The 22250-nt window shown below is 65.9% G+C and carries 25 protein-coding genes; 14 read left to right on the top strand and 11 right to left on the bottom strand.

Annotated elements, in window-relative coordinates; genetic code table 11:
* Positions 1–142 precede the first annotated feature (142 nt).
* Together recR and def are read left to right on the top strand one after the other, a co-directional pair.
* Positions 143–739 (top strand): recombination mediator RecR, encoded by a 597-nt coding sequence (gene recR / locus LRS08_RS01530; protein WP_257845195.1) that lies wholly within the window; start codon positions 143–145, stop codon positions 737–739.
* Positions 740–808: 69 nt separating this feature from the next.
* A complete protein-coding gene (gene def, locus LRS08_RS01525; RefSeq protein ID WP_260481248.1) occupies positions 809–1336 on the top strand; it encodes a peptide deformylase in 528 nt (175 codons plus the stop codon).
* Between the two features lie 58 nt (positions 1337–1394).
* On the opposite strand, the gene LRS08_RS01520 is transcribed toward def, so the two are convergent.
* Positions 1395–2378 (bottom strand): nitronate monooxygenase family protein, encoded by a 984-nt coding sequence (locus LRS08_RS01520; protein WP_257845197.1) that lies wholly within the window; start codon positions 2376–2378, stop codon positions 1395–1397.
* Between the two features lie 80 nt (positions 2379–2458).
* Positions 2459–2983, bottom strand: coding sequence for a gamma carbonic anhydrase family protein (locus LRS08_RS01515; RefSeq protein WP_257845198.1), 525 nt, complete (start codon positions 2981–2983; stop codon positions 2459–2461).
* Between the two features lie 110 nt (positions 2984–3093).
* On the opposite strand from LRS08_RS01515, the gene LRS08_RS01510 reads away from it, so the two are divergent.
* Entirely contained in the window at positions 3094–3363 is a 270-nt protein-coding gene (locus tag LRS08_RS01510) for a GlsB/YeaQ/YmgE family stress response membrane protein (RefSeq protein WP_257845525.1), read from the top strand.
* A 63-nt stretch (positions 3364–3426) separates the two neighbouring features.
* Here the strand turns inward: LRS08_RS01510 and LRS08_RS01505 are convergent, their stop codons facing one another.
* Together LRS08_RS01505 and LRS08_RS01500 are read right to left on the bottom strand one after the other, a co-directional pair.
* Positions 3427–3642, bottom strand: a complete 216-nt coding sequence (locus LRS08_RS01505) for a hypothetical protein (RefSeq protein ID WP_257845199.1) — start codon at positions 3640–3642, stop codon at positions 3427–3429.
* Positions 3643–3827: 185 nt separating this feature from the next.
* Positions 3828–4409: an outer membrane protein gene (locus LRS08_RS01500; protein ID WP_257845200.1), complete on the bottom strand. Its 582-nt coding sequence runs from the start codon at positions 4407–4409 to the stop codon at positions 3828–3830.
* 236 nt (positions 4410–4645) lie between these two features.
* Here LRS08_RS01500 and LRS08_RS01495 point away from each other — a divergent pair, with 236 nt between their 5' ends.
* From LRS08_RS01495 to LRS08_RS01485, 3 genes are read left to right on the top strand one after another with little or no spacing between them, the layout of a single operon-like run.
* On the top strand, positions 4646–5362 hold the full coding sequence (locus LRS08_RS01495; protein WP_257845201.1) for a CoA transferase subunit A: 717 nt from the start codon (positions 4646–4648) through the stop codon (positions 5360–5362).
* Positions 5359–6381, top strand: coding sequence for an HAD family acid phosphatase (locus LRS08_RS01490; RefSeq protein ID WP_257845202.1), 1023 nt, complete (start codon positions 5359–5361; stop codon positions 6379–6381). Before LRS08_RS01495 ends, LRS08_RS01490 begins: the two co-directional genes overlap by 4 nt.
* A gap of 4 nt (positions 6382–6385) precedes the next feature.
* Positions 6386–7036 carry a CoA transferase subunit B gene (locus LRS08_RS01485; RefSeq protein WP_257845203.1) on the top strand — a complete coding sequence of 217 codons (651 nt, stop codon included), beginning with the start codon at positions 6386–6388 and terminating at the stop codon, positions 7034–7036.
* A 174-nt stretch (positions 7037–7210) separates the two neighbouring features.
* On the opposite strand, the gene LRS08_RS01480 is transcribed toward LRS08_RS01485, so the two are convergent.
* The gene (locus tag LRS08_RS01480; protein ID WP_257845204.1) at positions 7211–7753 is read right to left on the bottom strand and encodes a hypothetical protein; all 543 of its coding nucleotides are present in this window, start codon (positions 7751–7753) and stop codon (positions 7211–7213) included.
* 91 nt (positions 7754–7844) lie between these two features.
* Between LRS08_RS01480 and LRS08_RS01475 the strand changes: the two genes are divergently transcribed.
* From LRS08_RS01475 to LRS08_RS01445, 7 genes are all read left to right on the top strand, one after another.
* Entirely contained in the window at positions 7845–8900 is a 1056-nt protein-coding gene (locus LRS08_RS01475) for a transcriptional regulator (RefSeq protein ID WP_257845205.1), read from the top strand.
* Positions 8900–9865 carry an NAD-dependent epimerase/dehydratase family protein gene (locus LRS08_RS01470; protein ID WP_257845207.1) on the top strand — a complete coding sequence of 322 codons (966 nt, stop codon included), beginning with the start codon at positions 8900–8902 and terminating at the stop codon, positions 9863–9865. The genes LRS08_RS01475 and LRS08_RS01470 overlap by 1 nt, the downstream gene beginning before the upstream one ends.
* A gap of 71 nt (positions 9866–9936) precedes the next feature.
* Positions 9937–11385 (top strand): 3-isopropylmalate dehydratase large subunit, encoded by a 1449-nt coding sequence (leuC, locus tag LRS08_RS01465; protein ID WP_257845208.1) that lies wholly within the window; start codon positions 9937–9939, stop codon positions 11383–11385.
* Between the two features lie 3 nt (positions 11386–11388).
* Positions 11389–11517 (top strand): hypothetical protein, encoded by a 129-nt coding sequence (locus tag LRS08_RS01460; RefSeq protein ID WP_257845209.1) that lies wholly within the window; start codon positions 11389–11391, stop codon positions 11515–11517.
* Between the two features lie 101 nt (positions 11518–11618).
* Positions 11619–12248, top strand: a complete 630-nt coding sequence (gene leuD, locus LRS08_RS01455) for a 3-isopropylmalate dehydratase small subunit (RefSeq protein WP_260481247.1) — start codon at positions 11619–11621, stop codon at positions 12246–12248.
* Positions 12211–13212: an NADPH:quinone oxidoreductase family protein gene (locus LRS08_RS01450; protein WP_257845211.1), complete on the top strand. Its 1002-nt coding sequence runs from the start codon at positions 12211–12213 to the stop codon at positions 13210–13212. Before leuD ends, LRS08_RS01450 begins: the two co-directional genes overlap by 38 nt.
* Positions 13213–13246: 34 nt before the next feature.
* Complete coding sequence (locus LRS08_RS01445; RefSeq protein ID WP_257845212.1) at positions 13247–14395, top strand: aspartyl/asparaginyl beta-hydroxylase domain-containing protein; 1149 nt, start codon at positions 13247–13249, stop codon at positions 14393–14395.
* A 15-nt stretch (positions 14396–14410) separates the two neighbouring features.
* On the opposite strand, the gene LRS08_RS01440 is transcribed toward LRS08_RS01445, so the two are convergent.
* The 5 genes from LRS08_RS01440 to LRS08_RS01420 form a co-directional block, all read right to left on the bottom strand.
* On the bottom strand, positions 14411–15259 hold the full coding sequence (locus LRS08_RS01440; RefSeq protein WP_257845213.1) for a MoxR family ATPase: 849 nt from the start codon (positions 15257–15259) through the stop codon (positions 14411–14413).
* Between the two features lie 68 nt (positions 15260–15327).
* Positions 15328–15963 (bottom strand): DUF6975 family protein, encoded by a 636-nt coding sequence (locus LRS08_RS01435; protein ID WP_409456289.1) that lies wholly within the window; start codon positions 15961–15963, stop codon positions 15328–15330.
* A gap of 219 nt (positions 15964–16182) precedes the next feature.
* Positions 16183–17022 carry a penicillin-binding protein activator LpoB gene (locus LRS08_RS01430; protein WP_257845215.1) on the bottom strand — a complete coding sequence of 280 codons (840 nt, stop codon included), beginning with the start codon at positions 17020–17022 and terminating at the stop codon, positions 16183–16185.
* 216 nt (positions 17023–17238) lie between these two features.
* Complete coding sequence (locus LRS08_RS01425; RefSeq protein WP_260481245.1) at positions 17239–17982, bottom strand: YncE family protein; 744 nt, start codon at positions 17980–17982, stop codon at positions 17239–17241.
* Positions 17983–18238: 256 nt separating this feature from the next.
* Positions 18239–18706 (bottom strand): histidine phosphatase family protein, encoded by a 468-nt coding sequence (locus tag LRS08_RS01420; protein WP_257845217.1) that lies wholly within the window; start codon positions 18704–18706, stop codon positions 18239–18241.
* Positions 18707–18771: 65 nt separating this feature from the next.
* On the opposite strand from LRS08_RS01420, the gene lepA reads away from it, so the two are divergent.
* Positions 18772–20580, top strand: a complete 1809-nt coding sequence (lepA, locus tag LRS08_RS01415) for a translation elongation factor 4 (RefSeq protein ID WP_257845219.1) — start codon at positions 18772–18774, stop codon at positions 20578–20580.
* A gap of 162 nt (positions 20581–20742) precedes the next feature.
* Here the strand turns inward: lepA and LRS08_RS01410 are convergent, their stop codons facing one another.
* Positions 20743–22239 carry a glucoamylase family protein gene (locus LRS08_RS01410; RefSeq protein ID WP_257845220.1) on the bottom strand — a complete coding sequence of 499 codons (1497 nt, stop codon included), beginning with the start codon at positions 22237–22239 and terminating at the stop codon, positions 20743–20745.
* Positions 22240–22250 lie beyond the last annotated feature (11 nt).

Below are 22250 nucleotides of genomic sequence, written 5' to 3'. Positions count from 1 at the left end.
GGCCCTGTAGCGCCATTGCAGCGGGTTGCGCCAGTCACCCTCACCCTCCCTCCCTCTCCCAATGGGAGAGGGAGGGAGGCACGAAGCGCCGGAAGGGTGAGGGTGACTGGCGTTCGTGATATGTCTCGACTACATCCCGCCCATGGCATCGCCCGAGATCGAAACCCTCACCCAAGCCCTGTCGCGGCTCCCCGGCCTTGGCCCGCGATCGGCGCGGCGGGCGGTGCTGCATCTGCTCAAGAAGCGCGAGACCGCTCTCGACCCGCTGCTGCGCGCGCTTGAGGCGGTGAGCGAACGGCTCGCGACCTGTTCGATCTGCGGCAATGTCGACACGTCGGACCCGTGCGCGATCTGCGCCGATCCGCGCCGGGACACGCGGCAGCTGTGCGTGGTCGAGGAAGTGGCGGATCTGTGGGCGCTGGAACGCTCGCGCCTGTTTCCCGGCAAATTCCATGTGCTGGGCGGCAAGCTCTCGGCGCTCGACGGGGTGCGGCCCGAAGACCTCGCCATCGACAGCCTCGTCACCCGCGTCGCAGGGGGTGGAGTGGACGAGGTGGTGCTCGCGATGAACGCCACGCTGGAGGGGCAGACGACCGCGCATTACATCGCCGAGCGGCTCGAGGGCTATCCGGTCCGGCTGACCCAGCTGGCGCACGGCCTGCCGGTCGGCGGCGAGCTGGATTATCTCGACGAGGGCACGCTGGCCCAGGCGCTGCGCGCGCGGCGGCCGGTTGCCTGATCACACTGATCGGAAATCTGCGGGTCGCGCGTAATTGACCCCGCCCGGGCCAACACCTAAATTGGCGCGATGGCTATTCTCCCTATCGTCGAAGTTCCCGATCCGCGTCTCAAGACCGTCTCCACCCCCGTCGAGAAGGTCGATGACGAGTTGCGCGCGTTGATCGCCGACATGTTCGACACCATGTACGATGCGCCCGGCATCGGGCTCGCCGCGATTCAGGTCGGCGTGCCGAAGCGCGTGATCGTGATGGACTTGCAGGAGGAGGAAGACGAAGAAGGCAAGCCGATCAAGGCCCCGCGCGTCTTCATCAACCCCGAAATTCTCGACCCCGCGGACGAGATGAACACCTATACCGAGGGGTGTCTGTCGGTCCCCGACCAGTTCGCCGATGTCGACCGTCCCGCCACCTGCCGGGTCAAGTGGCTGGACGAACAGGGCGCGGCGCATGACGAGGTGTTCACCGGCCTGCTCGCGACCTGCATCCAGCATGAGATGGATCACCTCGAGGGGATCGTGTTCCTCGACCACCTCTCGCGGCTCAAGCGCCAGATGCTGATGAAAAAGCTGGAAAAAGCACGCCGTCTGGCGGCTTGAACGTTAAGCTGGGCCAATTCTTTCGTCACCCCGGGTCAAGCCCGGGGTGACGAAATGGTCAGGCGCTCCACCCGCCGTTCGACAGCGCCGCGATCCGCGCCCGCGCCGCGCGATATTCCGCGTCCAGCCGGTCGACGAACTCCGCCACCGGCTGCACCGCGTGCACCGCGCCGATGCCCTGGCCCGAACCCCAGATGTCGCGCCACGCCTTCGCCTTCGAATTTCCGCCCGATCCGAAATTCATCTTGCTCGGATCGCTTTCGGGCAGATTGTCGGGGTCGAGCCCCGCCGCCTCGATCGAACGGCGCAGATAGTTGCCGTGCACCCCGGTGAACAGATTGGTATAGACAATATCGGACGCGCCGCTGTCGACGATGCCCTGCTTGTAGCTCGCTTCGGCATTCGCTTCCGCCGTCGCGATGAACGGCGATCCGATATAGGCGAGGTCGGCGCCCATCGCCTGTGCGGCCAGGATTGCGCCACCATTGGCGATCGATCCCGACAGGATGACCGGGCCGTCGAACCAGGCGCGCGTTTCCTGAACGAACGCGAAGGGGCTGAGCTGCCCGGCATGGCCGCCCGCGCCGGTGCAGACCAGGATCAGGCCGTCCGCGCCCTTTTCCACCGCCTTGTGCGCGAACCGGTCGTTGATGACGTCGTGCAGCGTGATGCCGCCCCAGCTGTGCACCGCCTGATTCAGCTGCTCCTGAGCGCCGAGCGAAGTGATGACGATCGGCACCTGCCACTTGCCACAGGTGGCGAGATCGGCCTCGAGCCGGTCGTTCGAGCGGTGGACGATCTGATTGACCGCGAACGGGGCGGCGGGGCGACCGGGATTGTCGCGGTTCCACGCGGCCAGTTCCTCGGTGATCTGGTGAAGCCACTCGTCGAGCTGGCTCTGCGGCCGCGCGTTGAGCGCGGGAAAGGAGCCGACGATGCCGGCCTTGCACTGGGCAATGACCAGTTCGGGACCGGAGACGATGAACAGCGGCGACCCGATCACGGGCAGCCGCAGGCGATCGAAGAGAGCGGGCAGGGCCATACCCGTTTCATAGACGAACCGAATGGGGTGTCCAGATGCTTTACGTAAACGGCAAGGGTGGGCGTACCGGAAATTCGATTCTAGCCGATTTGTCGCAGCCCCGCCCGAAACCGCCCCTGCCGCTCGGCATAATTCTGTGCCGAGAACAGCAATCCCGCGCGCGTCGTCGCGTCCACCTCTCGGATCGCGCGGGCGGGGCTGCCGACGATCAGGCTGCCGGGCGGAAATTCCTTGCCCTCGGTCACCAGCGCGCCGGCGCCGATCAGGCAATCGTCGCCGATCACCGCGCGATTTAGGATGATTGCCCCCATGCCGACCAGCACACGGTTGCCGATCGTGCAGCCGTGCAGGATGGCGTGATGGCCGATCGTGCAATCCTCGCCCACGGTCAGCGGCACGCCGGGGTCGGAGTGGAGCATCGCCCCCTCCTGAACATTGCTGCGCGCGCCGAGAATGATCGGGGTGTTGTCGGCGCGGATCACCGCACCGAACCACACGCTTGATTCCGCCGCCAGCCGCGCATCGCCGATCACATCGGCACTCGGTGCGACCCAGGCATCCGGGTCGATCTGCGGCGCGACGTCTTCAAAGGCATAGATCGGCATATGGCTCTCCCGGTCGGCGGCAAAATCGTTCCGATGCGGAACGTCCGGCGGTTTCAACCGTAGTGCCTTTAACTCGGCAATGCCGAGACGGATATGGGAGACACAAGATGATCAACCTGATCGTATTGCTGATCGTCGGTGGCGTGCTGGGCTGGCTGGCCAGCATCGTGATGCGCACCGATGCCCAGCAGGGCATTTTCCTCAACATCGTGGTCGGAATCGTGGGCGCGCTGCTCGCGGGCTTGCTGATTGCGCCGATGATCGGTGGCGGCACCATCACCCAAGGGTCGTTCAGTGCGACCTCGCTGCTGATCTCGTTCCTGGGCGCGGTCGTGCTGCTCGGGATCGTCAATCTGGTTCGCCGCGGTTCGGTCCGCTAACGGACACGTCCCTCCAACCTTCCCAAGCCCTTGCGGGGTGGCCTATGGTCGCCCCGCGATTTTTTAAAGTGCCGGAAGGCCCGGGACCGCGACGCCAAAGGCGAGGGCGATGCCCACTGCACCGCACAAGATTGCAAGCGTCGACGACATCGAGAACAGACCCCAGCCGACGGCGGTGACCATCGCGGGGTTGGGCCGGGCGGCGCGGCGGTTCTGCTCCGCGGAAATCAGCACAAATGCCGACAAAAGCCCGTAGATGAACACCGAAAATTCAAGCATGCTATTCTGATCCCGCCCCCGGAAGCCGATCGGAGCTTATCGCCCATTGGTTAATGCTTCAACGGCTCGGGCACTGCATTTGCCGCAATGCAGCGTGAATTCGTCGCATTGCAACGTCCGCCCATCGCCATGAAAAAGGGGCCGTGCAACGCATGTCGCACGACCCCTGTTCCCGACCTAGCCGATCAGAAGCGGAAGCCGACGCCGATCAGGCCCTGATGGCGGCTCACATCCTGCTCATAGTCCGAATAGCGATATTCGACCTTCACGGTGACGCCCGACGCCAGGCGATGTTCGGCACCAGCGCCGACGCGGAAGCCGTCAAGATTCTCGTGATCCGAAAAATCGGCACCCGGAGCAGCGGCACCGCCGACATAATCGACATCAACGCGCGCGTTGGTGTAGCCACCCTTCACATAGGCGAGCGAGGATCCGCCGACCTTGATGCCCGCGCGCGCGCCCGCATACAGGTCGCGACTTGCCTTGGTGCACAGCGAGTCCGAAGCGACGAGGACCGCGGTTTCGCAATAATCGGTGTTGCTCTCGGCTGCTTCCAGCTCGATGCCGACAACGGCCTTGCCCAGATCGACGTCATAGCCTGCGGTGACGCCATAGATGATGCCGGTTTCGTCCGGGCCATCGGTGTTGACCTGTTCCATGCCGGTGAAGACCGAGATGCTGGGGCCGGTGAAGCTGTCGGCGTCCTGCGCGAAAGCGGGGGTCGCACAGGTGGCAGCGGCGAGCGCCGCGATGGTGAGGATACGCATGTTACATCCCTTATTATGTTATGTTGCGCCTGCGAATGAGCAGGCGCGGCGGATGTAGGAGCGCGAATCTGAACGGCAATGATATACAGAGCGGACTGGTAACAATTTTCCGATAGTGTTGCGCTAATGTAACACACTAACACGCAACAAAGTTGAAAGTCGGTTCAGGTTCGCTTGACCACGCTTACCGCCCGCGACTATCGCGCCCCTATTGGGCTTAGGAGAGACTCGCGGCGATGAAGAAGCTGTACCCGAATGCCGAGGCGGCGCTGGAAGGGCTGTTGTACGACGGCATGACGATTTGCGCTGGTGGCTTCGGCCTTTCCGGCATTCCCGAGCGGCTGATCGACGCGATCCAGGCCGCCGGAACCCGCGATCTGACCATTGCCAGCAACAATGCAGGGATCGACAATGAGGGCCTGGGCAAGCTGCTGCGCAGCCGTCAGGTCCGCAAGATGATCTCGTCCTATGTCGGCGAGAACAAGGAGTTCGAGCGGCAATATCTGAGCGGCGAGCTGGAAGTCGAATTCTGTCCCCAGGGCACGCTGGCCGAGCGCTGCCGCGCGGGCGGGGCCGGCATCCCCGGCTTTTACACCAAGACGGGCGTTGGCACGAAGGTGGCCGAGGGCAAGGAGGTCAAGGTGTTCGACGGGCAGGAATACATCCTGGAGCGCGGCATCCGCGCCGACCTGGCGATCATCAAGGGGTGGAAGGCGGACGAGGCGGGCAACCTGATCTTCCGCAAGACCGCGCGCAACTTCAACCAGCCGATGGCGACCGCGGCCAACATCTGCGTCGCCGAGGTCGAGGAAGTGGTGCCGGTCGGCAGCCTCGACCCCGACCAGATCCACCTGCCCGGCATCTATGTGAAGCGGATGATTGTCGGCGCGCCCTACGACAAGAAGATCGAGTTCCGCACCGTCCGCCAGCGCGCGGACAGCGACGCGGCGTGAGCCGCTTGCGCGCCTTGCTGACGCTTGGCGCGGCGGGGCTGCTGTGCAGTGGATGCGTCGCGGCGGCGATTCCGGTGGTAGCCGGAGCGGCGATCGGCGGCAACGCGCTGGCCAAGCGCGAGGCAGCGTTAGAGAAGGAGCGTGAGGCGGGTGTCTCCGCACCGTCAGCCGCGCGCGACGAAGCGCCGCCGCCGCTGGCGACCCAGCAGGCGCGCGACCTCATGCGCGAGTTGGAGGGCGCGAAGGCGGTTCCGCAGGGTACGCCATTGCCGGCCGCGTTGCCGAGTCCGGGCGGGCCGCCTGTCGCGGGCGGGCTGCCGGCGCCGACCACGCGGCCCGGTCCCGCTCGATCGGGCGAGACGGCCGCGCGCAGCCTCCAGGCGTATCAGGCGCTTTGGACCTATGTGGACGGCCAGGTCGCGGCCCGGCGCGGCGGCGTGACGCCCAAGTCGGTGGTCCTTGTTCCGGGGGCAGACCTCGAAGCGCCGCGCTACGAGCCTTGCGGGTCAAAGCCGCTCGCCATCCTCTTCGACCTCGACGAGAATGACGAAGGGGGCGATCGCGATGCGCGGTGGCGGCGGTGGAGGGGAGATGGCAGCGACCAGCTGGTCGCGGTTCCCGGCGCGGTTGAGGGGATCGAGGCAGCGCGCCGCGAGGGCGTGGAGGCGATCTTCATGAGCGCGCGGGAGCAGGCGGGTGCGCCGGACGCAGCCCGTTTGCTCGACCAACTCGGCCTGGGCCCGGTTGTTCCGGGAACGACGCTGTTCCTGCGGGGTGGCGTACCGGAGATGACCGGCGATCAGGTACGGCACAGCGTCGCCAAGCGGTATTGCGTCATCGCGATCGTCGGCGACTCTTTGAGTGAGTTCAGCGACCAGTTCGACCGGCGCGATGCCATGCAACGCCCGATTGCGGCCACCGAGACGATGATCGCCCCCCTTTGGGGCGCAGGATGGTTCCTGCTGCCCAACCCGGTGCGCAGCACCGCGACCCCGACAACCGAATTGCCCAAGGAGTAGGATTATGCCCTGGACCCGCGATGAAATGGCCGCGCGCGCCGCGAAGGAACTGAAGGACGGATATTACGTCAATCTGGGCATCGGCATTCCGACCCTGGTCGCGAACCACATCCCCGAGGGGGTCGAGGTGACGTTACAGTCGGAGAACGGGATGCTCGGCATCGGCCCGTTCCCCTATGAAGGCGAGGAAGACCCCGACCTGATCAACGCGGGCAAACAGACGATCAGCGAACTCCCGCAATCCGTCTATTTCGGGTCGGAGCAGAGCTTCGCGATGATCCGCGGCGGGCATATCGACCTGACCGTGCTGGGTGCGATGGAAATCAGCGAGACCGGCGACATCGCCAACTGGATGATCCCGGGCAAGATGATCAAGGGCATGGGCGGCGCGATGGACCTGGTCGCCGGGGTCAAGAAGATCATCGTGGTGATGGAGCACAACGCCAAGGACGGCAGCCCCAAGTTCATCCCCGAATGCACGCTGCCGCTGACCGGAAAGAATGTCGTCGACATGATCATCACCGATCTGGCGGTGTTCCAGCGTCCCGACCATGACTCGCCGTTCCGCCTGATCGAGCTGGCCCCCGGCGTGACCGAGGACGACCTCGCGGCGAAGACGACGGCGCATTATGAGGTCGCATTGGCGGCGGCATAACCTCCAATTCCTTCCCCAGCTCGCTGGGGGAGGGGGACCGCCGCAAAGTGGTGGTGGAGGGGCCGCCCCGCAGAGGGCGGAATTTCGCCGAGCTGCCCACGGCCCGCTGTGCGGCCGCCCCTCCGTCGGCACTTCTTGCTGCCATCTCCTCTGCGGGGCAGGGGAGGGATGCGGCTACCCCCGCCGCGCCGCCTGTCGAAACAGCGCCGCCGAGACCAGCCAGAGTGTCCCGAAAAAGACGGTGACCCCGATCGGAAATCCCTGACCCGTCAGCCAGATATAGAGCATCACGCCCAGCTGGGCCGCCGCGGCGAGCGCCGCTGCAATCGCCATGAAGCGCGCGCGAAACCCGCCCAGCAAGCTGCCCGCTACCGCGACCAGCGGGACCAGGAAGAACAGCGCGTTGACCGGGTTGTCCTCATTCCCGACGATCCCGACCGCCAGGTTGATCCAGATCGTCAGGAACGACGCGGCGAGCGCGATGCCGACCCCTGCGCGATAGGATGACGACGGATTGGCGCGCACCGTCAGTTCGACCGCCAGCCCGACGCTGCCGAATATCAGCGCCGCGAAGACAAAGTCGCCGACCGTCCAGTTGACCTCATCGGTAAACCGCATCGCGATCGCCGGGGTCAGCATCAGCGCGGCGATCCCGCCCCATCCGATCAGCCGCCACGGGTTGCGCCACATCCCGCCACTCTTCGCTTGTTCAACCACTTGCTTGTCTCCATGAATTGCTGATGCCACTCCATCGCCCGAAACGGGGGTGAGCGGCATGAGCAGGATCTGAGGCTTCGCTGAAATCGACATGGACCCCGTCATCTATCGTTTCGCGGGCTTCGAGCTCGACAGCGCCGAGCGCCAGCTGCGCCGCGACGGGGCGGAGGTCGCGCTCAATGCGCGCTATCTTGACGCGCTGATCCTGCTGGTGCGCGAGCGTGGGCAGTTGGTTACGAAGGACCGGTTCATGGACGCGGTGTGGCGCGGCATCCCGGTGACCGACGAGGCGCTGACCCAGTGCATCCGCACGCTGCGGCGGACGCTGGGCGACGAGGCCGGCGATCCGCGCTTCATCGCTACGGTGCCGAAATTCGGCTATCGCTTCGTCGGCACGGTCGAGGGGGAAGATGCGCCGTCGCCGCTCCCGCCAACGCCAGCGGTGCTCGACGCGGCGCTCGTGCAGTCGCTGATCTGGCGCATGGGCGCGACCGGCACCGCAGGCGCGGTCGCGGCGGGTGTCATCGGCGGGCTGGCCTATGGCGTGCTCGGCGCGACGCTGGCGGTGCCGGTGCAGAGCGGCGTGCTGTCGATCGTGCTGGTGCTGGCGTGCATCACCATCGCCGTCGCCGCGATCGGCGGCGGCGCGGTGGCGTTTGGCATCGCAGCGGGGGTGCACCGTGGCGGGACCCCGCTGGCGATTCTTGGCGGCGCGCTGGCGGGACTGGTCGTCGGGGCGGTGGCAAAGTTGCTCGGCATCGACGCATTCGCCCTGCTGCTCGGGCGTGCGCCGGCAGGGATTACGGGCGCGCCCGAGGGGCTGGCGCTGGGCGGCGCGGTGGGGCTCGCCTACTGGATCGCCGCGCGGCGTCGCGGATCGGATGCGCGCTTCGCCGGGCTGACCGGCGCGGGTTGCGGTGCACTTGCAGGGCTCGTCATCGCGCTGCTCGGCGGACGGCTGCTCGCGGGCAGCATCGACGTGCTGACCCAGACGATGGACGGAGCACGGCTCGACCTAGGCCGGATCGGCGCGTTGCTCGGCGAAAGCGGCTTCGGACTGCGCAGCCGCGTGCTGACCGGCGTGCTGGAGGGCGCGCTGTTCGGCGGACTGACCGTCGCGGGGCTGTGGCGCGGGAGCACGCGATAGTGAATGTCCTGCTCACCGGTTCGTCGGGCTGGCTCGGCCGCTTCCTCGCGCCGATGTTGCGCGCGGAGGGACATGAAGTCACCGGCCTCGACGTCGCGCCGGGAGACGATACCGATGTGATCGCGAGCGTCGCCGACCGGAGCGCGATCGACCGGGTCTTTGCCGAACGCGGGATCGAAGCGGTGATTCATGGCGGCGCGCTGCACAAGCCCGACATTGCACGCTATTCCAAACGGGCATTCGTCGACGTCAATGTGACCGGCACGCTCAACCTGCTCGAGGCAGCGGTCGCGGCGGGGCATGACCGGTTCGTGTTCACCTCGACCACATCGCTGATGATCAGCCAGTCGATCCGCGACGAGGCGGGCGACGCGGCGGTGTGGCTCGACGAGGCCAGCGGCCCGATCGAACCGCGCAACATCTATGGCGCCACCAAGTTCGCGGCGGAGCAATTGTGCCGCCTGTTCCATGCCGAGCATCGTCTGAACTGCATCGTGCTGCGCACTGGGCGCTTCTTCCCTGAGGATGACGATACGCACAGGCATCCGCCGGGCGAGAATCTCAAGGCGAATGAGCTGCTCAACCGTCGCCTGACCGTCGAGGATGCGGCGCGCGCGCATGTCGCTGCGCTGGTCAAAGCACCCGAAATCGGGTTCGGCACCTACATCGTCTCCTCTCCCACTCCATTCACGCGCGACGAAGCCGCTGCGCTGAAGCACGATGCCCGCGCCGTGATTGCGCGTCACTTTCCTGATGCCGAGGCGCTCTATGCTGCGCGCGGCTGGGCGCTGCCGCAGCAGATCGGTCGGGTCTATGACAGCGGACGCATCCAGCGCGACCTGGGTTTCGCGTTCGATACCGGGTTTGCGCAGGTACTCGACGCCTTGCGCGCTGGTGCCCCGTTGCCCTTCGCACATGACGCTGATTATGTGTCGCCGCAGGAGAGTGCCCGGCAGCGCGCATGAAGCCGCGCTTCGCCTCAGAAAATGTCGCCTGCGCTTGCCCCGGCGCAACAAAGGCGTAAGGGGGCGGCATCATGGCCAGCAAACCGCTTACGCTTTACGAGAAGATCTGGGCCGCGCACGTCGTCGAACGGCGTGAGGACGGCACCTGCCTCATCTATATCGACCGCCACCTCGTCCATGAGGTGACCAGCCCGCAGGCGTTCGAGGGGCTTCGCGCCAATGGCCGTCGCGTGCGCCGTCCCGACCTGACGCTCGCCGTGCCCGATCATAACCTCCCCACCACCGCGCGGATCGATGCGGCGGGCAACCGGCTGCCGATCGCCGACCATGAGAGCGCGCAGCAGCTCGCCGCGCTCGAGCGCAACGTCGCCGAATTCGGCATCGACTATTTCGGCGCGACTGCGCCGGAACAGGGGATCGTCCATGTCGTCGGGCCGGAACAGGGCTTTACCCTGCCGGGCACGACCCTGGTGTGCGGCGACAGTCATACCTCGGCGCATGGCGCGCTGGGCGCGCTCGCCTTCGGCATCGGGACGAGCGAGGTCGAGCATGTGCTCGCGACCCAGACCCTGCTGCTCAGCCAGTCCAAAACGATGGAAATCCGCGTCGATGGCACGCTCGGCTATGGTGTCAGTGCCAAGGACGTGATTCTGGCGATCATCGGCAAGACGGGAGCTGCGGGCGGCACCGGCTACGTCGTCGAATATACCGGCGATGTGATCCGCAGCCTGTCGATCGAGGGGCGGCTGACGGTCAGCAACATGTCGATCGAGGGCGGTGCGCGCTCCGGCCTGATCGCGCCGGACGAGACGACCTATGCCTATCTGAAGGGCCGCCCGATGGCGCCCAAGGGCGAGCATTGGGATAAAGCCTTGGCATGGTGGCGGTCGCTGCCGACCGATCCGGGCGCGATCTATGATCGCGTGGTGACGTTGCAAGGCAGCGATATTGCCCCTTCGCTGACCTGGGGAACGAGCCCCGAGGATGTCGTGCCGATCACCGGCGTCGTCCCCGATCCGGAGAGCTTCGCCGACCCGTCGAAACGCGTCGCGGCGCAGAAGTCGCTCGACTATATGGGCCTGACCCCCGGCACGCGGATGCAGGATATCGCGGTCGAGAATATCTTCATCGGCAGCTGCACCAACAGCCGGATCGAGGATCTGCGCGCCGCCGCCGCCGTGGTGAACGGACGCAAGGTCGCCGACGGCGTGCGCCAGGCGCTGATCGTCCCCGGCTCGGGCCTGGTCAAGCGCCAGGCCGAGGCCGAGGGGCTCGACCGCATCTTCACCGCCGCCGGTTTCGAGTGGCGTGAACCGGGCTGTTCGATGTGTCTCGCGATGAACCCGGACAAGGTGCCGCCGGGCGAGAGATGTGCTTCCACTTCCAACAGAAATTTCGTAGGACGGCAGGGTCCGGGAGCGCGTACCCACCTCGTCTCGCCCGCAATGGCGGCGGCGGCGGCGGTGACTGGCAGACTGACGGACGTGCGGGACCTGATGGGGGTCTCAACCGGGGGATGACCTGTGAAGCGCGTTTTGGTGGCATTGATCGCAGGCACGATCTTGAGCGGCGCGGCGGCGGTCTATGCGACCACCAACTTCACCGTCGGCGAAGCGCGGGCCAGCGCACAGGTGACTGCGCCGGTGCGCTGAGCGCGCCGGACAGGCCTTTCATTTTTCGCGGGCGGACAGCCGGGCGGCGTGGTGACGCTGGCCGCGATGTCATGCGCCCGCTAGACAGCTGGAGCTGAACCATGGACCCTGTCCGCAAGGTCGAAGGACGCGCCTACCCCTGGGGCGCCAAGAATATCGACACCGACATCATCATCCCCGCGCATTGGCTCAAGACGATCAGCCGCGAGGGGCTGGGCAAGGGCGCGTTCGAGAGCGTCCGCGCGCAGCCGGGCAACATCTTCGACGACCCCGCTTATGCCGGGTCGCCGATCCTGATCGCGGGCGACAATTTCGGATGTGGGTCGAGCCGCGAGCATGCCGCATGGGCATTGAAGGACATGGGCATCACCGCGGTGATCGCGCCGAGCTACTCCGACATCTTCTCCGGCAATGCGTTCAAGAACGGTATCGTCGCGGTGGTGCTGCCACAGGACGCGATCGACCGGCTGATCGAGGTGGCGAAGACCGATCCCGTCACCATCGATCTTGAAACGATGACCGTCACGACGCCCTATCAGGACCGCTTCGCGTTCGAGATGGACCCGTTCCGCCGCGATTGCCTGATGCAGGGGCTGGACGAGGTCGGGCTGACGCTGGCAAAGGATACCGTGATTTCGAAATTCGAATCGATGGTCGCCGCAGAGCGACCGTGGATCGGTAAGGAGAGCGGTGATGCGGGCCTTGTTGTCGAAGGAAGTGGGCGGACCTGAAACTCTAACCATGGGCGAGCTGCCGGACCCGGTGGCCAAGCCCGGTGAGGTGGTGGTCGCGGTCAAGGCGTGCGCGATCAACTATCCCGACGTCATCATCATCGAGGACAAGTACCAGTTCAAACCCCCGCGCCCCTTCGCGCCGGGCGGCGAGATTGCGGGCGTGGTCGAGGCGGTGGGCGAGGGGGTCGAAGACCTCAAGCCCGGCGACCGCGTACTGGGATCGACCGGCTGGAACGGCCTGGCGGAAAAGGTCGCGGTCGAGCGCCGCCGCCTCTACCGCCTGCCCGAGGGCAAGAGCTTCGAACAGGGCGCGTCGCTGCTGATGACCTATGGCACCAGCATCCACGCGCTGCTCGATCGCGGGCATTTAAAGGCCGGCGACACGCTGCTAGTGCTCGGCGCGGCGGGCGGGATCGGCCTGTCGGTGGTCGAGCTGGGCAAGGCGTTCGGCGCGCGCGTCGTCGCGGCGGTGTCGAGCGCGGAAAAGGCGGCGGCCGCCAAGGCGGCGGGCGCGGACGAAACCGTGATCTATGGTCGCGCACCGTTCGACAAGGATGCGTCCAAGGCGCTGGCGGAGCAGTTCAAGGCCGCGGTCGGCCCCGACGGCGCGAACGTGATCTACGACCCCGTCGGCGGCGACTATGCCGAACCTGCGCTGCGCTCAATCGCATGGGAAGGGCGCTACCTCGTCGTCGGTTTCCCCGCCGGCATCCCCAAGCTGGCGCTCAACCTGACCCTGCTCAAGAGCTGCGACGTGTGCGGCGTGTTCTGGGGGGCCTTTGCCGCGCGCGATCCCAAGGCCAACGCCGCGCATGTCGACCACCTCTTCCGCTTGTGGGAGGAAGGCAAGATCAACCCGCACGTCAGCGAGGTGTTCGCGTTCGAGGATGGCGGCAAGGCGATCGCCAAGCTCGCCGACCGTGGCGCGATCGGCAAGCTCGTGGTGCGCGTCGCCGCCTGATTGCCGCACACCGCGCGGTGCCTATAGTGGCGCGATGACGATCACGACGCAGCAGGCGGCAGCGCTCCACCAACAGGCCGCAGAGGCGCTGCGGCGCGGCGACGGACGCGGCGCGCTGGCGGCGTTGGCCCCGCTGTCCGGGCGCGCGGACGAGCCGCATCTGCTGGTGGTTCAGGCGCATGTCCTGCTCGGCGACTGGGCGTCGGCCGAGCCGGCGGTCGATCGTGTGCTGGCGATCGACCCGCGCCATGTCGGTGCGATGATCTTCAAGGCCGATTGCCGCCGCGAGCTCGGCGACAGCAAGGCGGCGACGGCCTTCTATGCGACCGCGATCCAGACGGCAGCACAGGTGCCGCAGGTTTCCCCGGCGCTCAACGCGATGCTGCACCGGGCCAAGGCGGCGCTCGACGCGATTTCGGCGGAGCATGCGGCGAGCATCTGGAGCCGCCTCGACGAGGCCGGGCTGACTGACGCGCAACGCAGCCCGCGCGTGACAGAGGCGCTGGAGATCCTGACCGGCAAGCGGCAAATCTATGTCCAGCAGCCGCAGAGCTTCTACTTCCCTGGCTTGCCCCAGAAGCAATTCTACGACCGCGCCACGTTCGACTGGGTACCCGCGATGGAAGCGCGCACCGATGCGATCCGCGACGAACTGACCGCAATCCTGGCGGACGAGGGGGCGTTTTCGCCCTATGTCGAGTCGGACCCCAACCGCCCGGCCAAGCGCAACGCGATGGTCGGCGATCCGCGCTGGGGCGCCTATTATCTGTGGCAGGGGGGCGCGCGCGTCGCCGACCATGCCGATCGTTGTCCCGCGACGATGGCCGCGCTGGAACTGGCTCCGATCCCGGAGATCGCGAAACGCTCACCGATGGCGCTGTTCTCGATGCTGAAGCCGGGCATGCACATTCCGGCGCACACCGGCTTCCTCAACACGCGCCTGATCTGTCATTTGCCACTGATCGTCCCCCCGGGCTGCCGCTTCCGCGTCGGCAACGAGACGCGGCAGTGGGAAGAGGGGCAGATGCTGATATTCGACGATTCGATCGAGCATGAGGCGTGGAATGACGGGCAGGATACCCGCGTGGTGCTGTTGTTCGAAATCTGGCGCCCGGAGATAGACGAAGCGGACCGCGCGGCGCTGACGCTGATCTTCGAACATGTCGCGGGATATGGGGAGTAGGGCCGCAGCGCCCGTTTACTTGCCCTGCTGCCGCCGCGCCATGAAGGCGAGCCGTTCGAACAGCATCACATCCTGCTCATTCTTGAGCAGCGCGCCATGGAGCGGGGGGATCGCCTTGGTCGGATCGCGGTTCTGCAGGACGTCGAGCGGCATATCCTCGTGCAGCAGCAGCTTGAGCCAGTCGAGAAGTTCGCTGGTGCTCGGCTTTTTCTTGAGGCCCGGCACTTCGCGGATGTCGTAGAAGATATCCATCGCCTTGCTCACCAGGATCTTCTGGATGCCGGGGAAATGGACGTCGATGATCGCCTGCATCGTGCCGCGATCGGGGAATTTGATGTAGTGGAAGAAGCAGCGGCGCAGGAAGGCGTCGGGCAGTTCCTTCTCGTTGTTCGACGTGATGACCACGATCGGGCGCTCGGCGGCGCGGACGGTCTCGCCGGTCTCATAGACATGGAATTCCATGCGATCGAGCTCGTGGAGCAGGTCGTTGGGGAATTCGATGTCGGCCTTGTCGATCTCGTCGATCAGCAGGACGGGGAGCTGGGGCGAGGTGAAGGCATCCCACAACTTGCCCTTGCGGATGTAATTCGAAATCTCGTGGACGCGCGGATCGCCGAGCTGGCCGTCGCGCAACCGTGCGACCGCGTCATATTCATACAGGCCCTGATGCGCCTTGGTCGTCGATTTGACGTTCCATTCGATCAGCGGCGCGCCGACCGCCTTGGCGATCTCATAGGCGAGGACGGTCTTGCCGGTACCCGGCTCGCCCTTGACCAGCAACGGACGGCGCAGCGTGACGGCGGCGTTGACTGCAACCTTGAGATCGTCGGTCGCGACATAATCCTGCGTGCCTTCGAAGCGCATTCCGGTCCCCGGTCAAATTGGAAGATCGGGTATGGACTAGCGGGGGAAGGGGCGTGCGCGCAAGCGGGTTAGTGCGCTCCGCGCGCCGAAGCGCGCGCTTCGAGCAGGTCGATCAGCCCGCGATGCTGCGCCAGCATCTGTTGCGCGCCGAACGCCATCGCGCGCTCGACCGACAGCGATCCTGCCAGAACGTCGATGACGGTCGCGGTCTCGAACGCCGGGGGCAGCTGGCATTCGGGCGGTTCGATCCCCAGCCGTTCGGCCAGCACGTCCAGCACGGTGCGGATTGCCGGCCAGTCGAGCGCGAGCGCGATCGCCGTGCCGTCGGCACAGCCGTTGCGGTCGGACTGGGCGAGCATGTCGAGCGCGTGGCGCTGCGCGGTGACGGCGGCTTCGGACGCGGCTTGACCTGGCGTGCTGGGCATCGGCCCGGCGGCGGCGACGACGCGGACGAGATAGGCGCGCTCGGCGGCAAAGGCTGATACCGCCTGCGCCAGCCATTCGGCATTGGCGGGCTGGCGCGACTGGGCGGCTGCCTGTTCGAACAGGTCGGGGTGGCGCGCGTGGAGCAGACAAATCTGGTGGGCAAGATCGCCCAGGTCTCGCAGCGGCATAATGCCGCGGGTGAGGCGCGCCAGATATGGATGTGCCGCGCTCCCATCAGCGGCGACGAGCGTGACGAGCGTGCCGGAGGCACCCCTAATCCTGCTGTCCGTGCCGTTTCAGGTCCCATGGTCCCCCGCGAAGCAACTATGCCGGCCTATCCGGCATCCCTGGGGATCGCTTTGCCCCACAGGTCTATACCGAAGCGCGTAAAGACGTGGTTGATTGCGCGTTAAGTGATCCTTCGGATGTCGATGGACGCGAAAAGGGGGCGGAATGGGTGATTCCGCCCCCCGATCTCAACGATTTCGCGCGCGCGATCAGCGCCGAGCGGGCGGGGCCGCTGCCGCTGCATCGTCGGGCAGGCCGCCCAGTTCATAGACGAGCTTGGTATAGGCATCGAGATAGGCGAGTACGATCACCTGGCCGATATCGGTATTCTGGTAGCCGGCACCGCCCGCTGCGGCGAATCCACCCCACCAGCCCGATCCGCCACCTGCGCCAAAGCCGACATCGGTCTTGCGCGCATAGCCCTCGGTCAGCGCCTTTTCCTCGGTGGTGCGGGCATCGACCATCGAAAGGGTGACGCTGGCCTCCTTCTTCTTGACGCTGATGCCGCCCGCGATCGCGCCGACCCCGCCCAAAATGCCGCCGCGCCGACCGAGCAGTCCGCCCACCGCCGCGCCGACGCCGCCGCCGCCCGAATCCCTGTTCGACGAGACGATGTCAGGCTGAAGGAAATAGTCGGCGGTGCGGACCTGGCCCTTGCCGACATTCTGTCCCGCCTGCATCTCGCCCTGTTCCTGCAGCGCGCGCTCCATCGCGCGGCTCTGCATCGCGCGCCCGCGATTGACGATGGTGAAGCAGCCCGATTGCTGAATGAATACCTTCAGCACCGCTTCCGGGCTGCCGAGGTTCAGCTCGCGCCACCATTGGTTGTCGGGTTCGACGATCGCGACGGTGCCGAGATTCCTGGTACAGCGCGGGATGTCGCGCACGCCGCGTTCCTGCGCGCGGCGCCCCGACGACGCGCCCTTGGTCGTTCCGTCCTTGTAGGTCTTGCCGGACGAGCTGGTGGCGGTCTGCGCCGAAGCGGCGATGGGCCCCGCAGCCATCGAAGCGAGCGCCGTGGCGGCGATCAGATTGCGAACGACACGCATGGACTATTCCTCCCTAGCAGGGGCATTCTACCCCAAATGCAATGAGACGTGCTCGCCGACCCCGAACTTCGCAACTGACAGTAACTGACGCGGCTGCCCCTCTCCATCACGTCATACCGCAAGCGTTATGACGATGAACAGGCAAAAGCGGTGCGAGCGCGACGAAAGGGAACGCAATTTGCCCGATCGCCATGCTGTCGCTGGCGCGAAAGATGATCAGGGCAGCTTGGCAACCGCCAGGCCGTCGCCATTCTTGCCGACGGCGATCCGGCGCAGCACCTTGCCCGACGCGGCGTCGATCTCGGCCACCTGGTTGCGGGCGGTTTCGGCAGCGTAGAGGCGTTTGCCGTCGGCGGACCAGATCAGCGTGACCTGACCCGAGGCCGCTTCGCCCGAGATCGGGAAGCTGCGCGATACCGCATGGCTGGCCGTGTCGATCAGCGTCACGCTGCCGGTACTGATATTGCTGGTCGCGACGGTCCTGCCATCGGGGCTGGCGATGACGCGGATTGCTGCGCCTCCAACGGTGAGTTCGCCGAGCTTCTGGTGGGTGGCGGCATCGAATACGCTGACGCGCGGCGCGGTCAAGTCGCCGACAAACACCTTGCCGGCGGCGACGGCAATGCCCTCCGGCTTGCCGCCGACGACGATGTCGGCGAGTTTGCGGTTGGCCTTGAGGTCCAGCACGCTGACCGTGCCCGATCCGATATTGGCGACGAATGCCCGATCCTCGCCCAGCAGTGCGACCATGTGAGATCCCTGCTGCCCGGTCGCAATCGTGGTCAGCGTCCCGTCGGGCTCGACGATGGCGACCGATGCGCTGCCCTCGGTTGTGGCGATCAGCCGCTCGCTCTTCGGCATCCACAACAATCCGTGCGGGCGTTTGTTGGGTGACAGCTCGATCGTCGCGATCTTGCCGGGCGCGGCGAGGTCGATCACATCGATCGAGGTGCCCCCCATAGGACACCACTGCAGCCTGGCTGCCATCGCCCATCACGACGATCTCGTGCGGCTGGTTACCGGTCGGAATCGCCGCGATCGGCTTGCCATCGGCCAGATCATAGATGCCCAGCGTATCTTCGCCCTTGTTGCCGACCAGCAGCACATCGCGCGCGGCGGCGGGGAGGGCGGCGGTCAGCAGGGCGAAGCTGGCGAGCAGCAACGGGGAGAGTTTAGCGCGCATCGGGTTCGAAGTCCTCCATTGCCATGCAGATTGTCAGGGCGCGACCTTCGCGTGCGCGGTCTTGCCGTCCGTGACCGTCCACACATCGCCGAAATCCTCATGGACCAGATCGCCAGGGCGGGTGCCGCCCAGTTTTTCGACGATGTCCGGGACGGTATTGCTGTGCCCGACGATCAGCACCGGGCACGCCGACGATTTGGCCCGCGCGACCGCGCCGGCCGTGTCGGCGGCGTCATAGCTCTGGATCGCGATGCTGCGCCCGGCGGCGGTCGGCGCGGCGGTCTGGCGGGTGCGCTTATATTGCGTCACCAGCACCGCGCAGAGTCGTTTGCCGCGGAACCAGCGTGCCAGCGCCTCTGCCCGCACGGTGCCCTGGGGCAGCAGGTCGGGGTCCTTCTCGCCCTTGGGCGTGTCGAAATGGCGGACCACGTAAACGGGGACATCCTTCGCCAGCGCAGGGGCGGCGAGGGTGCAGGCAAGGGCGAGGGCCAGGGTGCGCATCGCGGTACAGTGATCCTACAGACCATCTTCCGCAAGGGCGCTGCTGCTGCTAGGCGCGCGGGATCATGGCAACCGACATTTCCCGCATCCGTAACTTCTCGATCATCGCGCATATCGACCATGGCAAGTCGACTTTGGCCGATCGCCTCATCCAGCGCACCGGTGGCCTCACCGCGCGCGAGATGTCCGAGCAGGTGCTCGACAATATGGATATCGAGAAGGAACGCGGCATCACCATCAAGGCGCAGACCGTGCGCCTCGACTGGAAGGGGCCGGATGGCAAGGATTACGTCCTCAACCTGATGGACACGCCGGGGCATGTCGACTTCGCCTATGAGGTGAGCCGCTCGCTCGCCGCGTGCGAAGGCGCGCTGCTCGTCGTCGACGCGGCGCAGGGGGTCGAGGCGCAGACGCTCGCCAACGTCTATCAGTCGATCGAGCACGACCATGAAATCGTGCCGGTGATCAACAAGATCGACCTGCCCAGCGCGGAGCCCGAAAAGGTTCGGCACGAGATCGAGGAAGTGATCGGCATCGACGCATCGCAGGCGGTGCTGGCGTCGGCCAAATCGGGCATCGGCATCGAAGAGATATTGAACGCCGTGGTCGAACGCATCCCGGCGCCGAAGGGCGATCCCGATGCGCCGCTCAAGGCGATGCTGGTCGACAGCTGGTACGACCCGTATCTCGGCGTCGTCATCCTGATCCGCGTGATCGACGGCACGATCAAGAAGGGCCAGCAGATCAAGTTCATGGCCGCCGGGACGACCCATCTGGTCGACCGCGTCGGCGCGTTCCGGCCCAAGATCGAGCAGCTGCCCGACCTCGGCCCGGGCGAGATCGGCTTCATCACCGCGCAGATCAAGGAAGTGGCGCAGGCGCGCGTCGGCGACACGCTGACCGACGCCAAGCGTCCGGCCGCCGAGGCGCTTCCGGGCTTCAAGGAAGTCCAGTCGGTGGTGTTCTGCGGCCTGTTCCCGGTCGACGCCAACGACTTCGAGAAATTGCGCGAGAGCATTTCGAAGCTGCGGCTGAACGACGCGAGCTTCTCGTTCGAAATGGAGACGTCGGCGGCGCTTGGCTTCGGCTTCCGCTGCGGGTTCCTCGGCCTCTTGCACCTGGAGATCATCCAGGAACGGCTGATGCGCGAATATGACCTCGACCTCATCACCACCGCGCCGTCGGTGGTGTATCAGATCGAACTGACCCATGGCGGCGGCCATATCGAGCTGCACAACCCCGCCGACATGCCCGATCCCAACAAGATTGAGAGCATCGCCGAACCGTGGATTCAGGCGGTAATCTATGTCCCAGACGAATATCTCGGATCGATCCTGAAACTCTGTCAGGACCGCCGCGGCATCCAGAAGAACCTGACCTATGTCGGCGGGCGCGCGCAGGTGACCTACGAACTGCCGCTCAACGAAGTGGTGTTCGACTTTTACGATCGCCTGAAGTCGCTGTCGAAGGGCTATGCCAGCTTCGATTACGAGCAGATCGGCTATCGCGAGGGCGACCTCGTCAAGATGGGCATCCTGGTCAACGAGGAGCCGGTCGACGCGCTCAGCATGATCGTCCACCGCTCGACCGCCGAAGCGCGCGGCCGCGGCATGTGCGAGCGGCTCAAGGAACTGATCCCGCGCCACCTGTTCAAGATCCCGATCCAGGCGGCAATCGGCGGCAAGGTGATCGCGCGCGAAACGATCAGCGCGATGCGCAAGGACGTCACCGCCAAATGCTATGGCGGCGACGCCACCCGCAAGCGCAAGCTGCTGGACAAGCAGAAAAAGGGCAAGGCGAAGATGCGCGAGTACGGCTCGGTCAGCATCCCGCAGGAAGCCTTCATCGCCGCGCTGCGGATGGGCGAGGAGTAGAGCCTTTCTCCTCCCTGAAAGGGAGGGGCGAGGGGGGGTTTAGCGGCCAGCGAGGCTCGATGCCTCGCTGGCCGCTTTCTTGCCGGGCGGTCGTCGGTTTGAGTCTTTGCGGCGCGCAGACGCGCGCACACACCCCCGACTCTTCAGGGAGGGGAGTTGCGCCTACTTCCCCGCCGGCTTCTCCAGCCAGCCGCCCTTGAAGCCGATCCGCGTCAGGCCGCGGCGGATATGCGGGTTCTTGCGCATCGTCTTCCACACCAGCCCGCTGCGGTGGTTCTCCAGCATCGCCAGGATCGGGCCCTGATCGATGCCCAGATAGTCGTTGGCGAACCATCCATCCTTCGCGTCGACCACGCCGGTGCGGCTGCCGACATCGGTAAAGGTATAGCTGGGGTTGAAGGCGTCCTTGAAGCCATAGCGCTGGTAAAGCTTGTCGCCGTACTTGGCGCGCATCGCCATCAGCGCGGGGATCGTGACTTCGGGGGCAAATGGGATCGATCCGCCCGCCGCGGTCGGGACGATGGTGCCGTCGTCGACGACGCGATTGCTGCTGACCCCGCGCGCGGAATAGCCCTGGAACTCGCGCGCGACGCCGTTGACGCTGCGCCCGCTGCCCGCTGCGGTCGGGCCGTCCGATGCGGTCCAGCCCCAGATGTCGCCCGAATAGCCGACCCATTTGTTCGGATTGTCGATGCCATAGGCGCGGTGGCTCAGTGTCGCACGGCGGCTATTCTCGAAATAATCGATGCCCTTGCGCGCCATGAACGCGTCCTGGATGCCCCGGAAATCGACCCAGACATGACTGTACTGATGCCCGAACAGCGGCTCGAACTCGAGATGCTCCTGGCCGTAATAGGTGCCCCAATCCTTTTCGAGATTGCTGGCCCAGCCGGCATCCCACGCATCCTTGCCGACCGGATGCGTCGGCGAACCGAGCGCGAGGATATAGACCAGCATCCCCTCATTATACCCGACCCAGTCATGCGTTCCGAAATCGCCGCCATTGCCGCGCTCGGGGTACCAGCCCATCGCAATCGCCTTCTTCCCGCCGCCATTGGCCGACGGAATGGTGCTGCGCTCGCGCTGGACAAAGGTCCAGTCGACCCGGGCGTAGATCTTGTCGGCGAGATCGCGGATCGCGGCTTCGGTCGGATTGTCGCGGTCGAAATAGCTCTGCGCGAACAACACGCCGCCCAGCAACAGGGTGGTGTCGACGGTCGACAGCTCGGTCTTGCCGCGCCGCGTGCCGTCCTCATTGTTGAGGAAGTGGTAGAAGAAGCCCTTGTGGCCGCTCATGCCGCTGACGGCGGGCCCCTGCGGGGCGTTCCAGTAGAATTCCATGCACTTGCGCGTGCGTTCCGCCGCCTGAGCGCGCGTCACATAGCCGCGTTCGGCACCAATGCCGTAAGCGGTGAGAGCGTAGCCCGTCGCCGCGATGCTGGAAAAGGGGTTGGACGGCCAGCGGTCCGGCGCAAGGCAGGTGTCGACGCTCGTCGTTTCCCAGAAATAGTTGAAGGTGCGGCGCGAGAGATCCTCGACGAACGCGGCCTGACCTGCCGCGGGGGCAGGGGCGGGCGCGGTGACAGCTGCGGGCGTGGTCGAACAGGCGGCGGCCAGCGGCAGCGCGACGATCCCGAGTGCGGAACGGCGAAAGCCCATGCGGATACTCC

It is taken from the genome of Sphingomonas sp. J315 (assembly GCF_024666595.1).
Classification (GTDB): domain Bacteria; phylum Pseudomonadota; class Alphaproteobacteria; order Sphingomonadales; family Sphingomonadaceae; genus Sphingomonas.
This window is presented reverse-complemented; position numbering and strand designations above follow the sequence as displayed.

What these genes read in the sequence shown, in the direction of transcription:
- LRS08_RS01495 (WP_257845201.1), top strand. Translation starts at nt 4,646, where the DNA reads ATGAAGAAGCTGTACCCGAATGCCGAGGCGGCGCTGGAAGGGCTGTTG.
- LRS08_RS01475 (WP_257845205.1), top strand. Translation starts at nt 7,845, where the DNA reads ATGGACCCCGTCATCTATCGTTTCGCGGGCTTCGAGCTCGACAGCGCC.
- LRS08_RS01430 (WP_257845215.1), bottom strand. Translation starts at nt 17,022, where the DNA reads ATGCGTGTCGTTCGCAATCTGATCGCCGCCACGGCGCTCGCTTCGATG.
- LRS08_RS01420 (WP_257845217.1), bottom strand. Translation starts at nt 18,706, where the DNA reads ATGCGCACCCTGGCCCTCGCCCTTGCCTGCACCCTCGCCGCCCCTGCG.
- LRS08_RS01485 (WP_257845203.1), top strand. Translation starts at nt 6,386, where the DNA reads ATGCCCTGGACCCGCGATGAAATGGCCGCGCGCGCCGCGAAGGAACTG.
- LRS08_RS01520 (WP_257845197.1), bottom strand. Translation starts at nt 2,378, where the DNA reads ATGGCCCTGCCCGCTCTCTTCGATCGCCTGCGGCTGCCCGTGATCGGG.
- LRS08_RS01440 (WP_257845213.1), bottom strand. Translation starts at nt 15,259, where the DNA reads ATGCGCTTCGAAGGCACGCAGGATTATGTCGCGACCGACGATCTCAAG.
- recR (WP_257845195.1), top strand. Translation starts at nt 143, where the DNA reads ATGGCATCGCCCGAGATCGAAACCCTCACCCAAGCCCTGTCGCGGCTC.
- LRS08_RS01515 (WP_257845198.1), bottom strand. Translation starts at nt 2,983, where the DNA reads ATGCCGATCTATGCCTTTGAAGACGTCGCGCCGCAGATCGACCCGGAT.
- LRS08_RS01500 (WP_257845200.1), bottom strand. Translation starts at nt 4,409, where the DNA reads ATGCGTATCCTCACCATCGCGGCGCTCGCCGCTGCCACCTGTGCGACC.
- leuC (WP_257845208.1), top strand. Translation starts at nt 9,937, where the DNA reads ATGGCCAGCAAACCGCTTACGCTTTACGAGAAGATCTGGGCCGCGCAC.
- LRS08_RS01425 (WP_260481245.1), bottom strand. Translation starts at nt 17,982, where the DNA reads ATGGGGGGCACCTCGATCGATGTGATCGACCTCGCCGCGCCCGGCAAG.
- lepA (WP_257845219.1), top strand. Translation starts at nt 18,772, where the DNA reads ATGGCAACCGACATTTCCCGCATCCGTAACTTCTCGATCATCGCGCAT.
- LRS08_RS01505 (WP_257845199.1), bottom strand. Translation starts at nt 3,642, where the DNA reads ATGCTTGAATTTTCGGTGTTCATCTACGGGCTTTTGTCGGCATTTGTG.
- def (WP_260481248.1), top strand. Translation starts at nt 809, where the DNA reads ATGGCTATTCTCCCTATCGTCGAAGTTCCCGATCCGCGTCTCAAGACC.
- LRS08_RS01410 (WP_257845220.1), bottom strand. Translation starts at nt 22,239, where the DNA reads ATGGGCTTTCGCCGTTCCGCACTCGGGATCGTCGCGCTGCCGCTGGCC.
- LRS08_RS01450 (WP_257845211.1), top strand. Translation starts at nt 12,211, where the DNA reads ATGCGGGCCTTGTTGTCGAAGGAAGTGGGCGGACCTGAAACTCTAACC.
- leuD (WP_260481247.1), top strand. Translation starts at nt 11,619, where the DNA reads ATGGACCCTGTCCGCAAGGTCGAAGGACGCGCCTACCCCTGGGGCGCC.
- LRS08_RS01445 (WP_257845212.1), top strand. Translation starts at nt 13,247, where the DNA reads ATGACGATCACGACGCAGCAGGCGGCAGCGCTCCACCAACAGGCCGCA.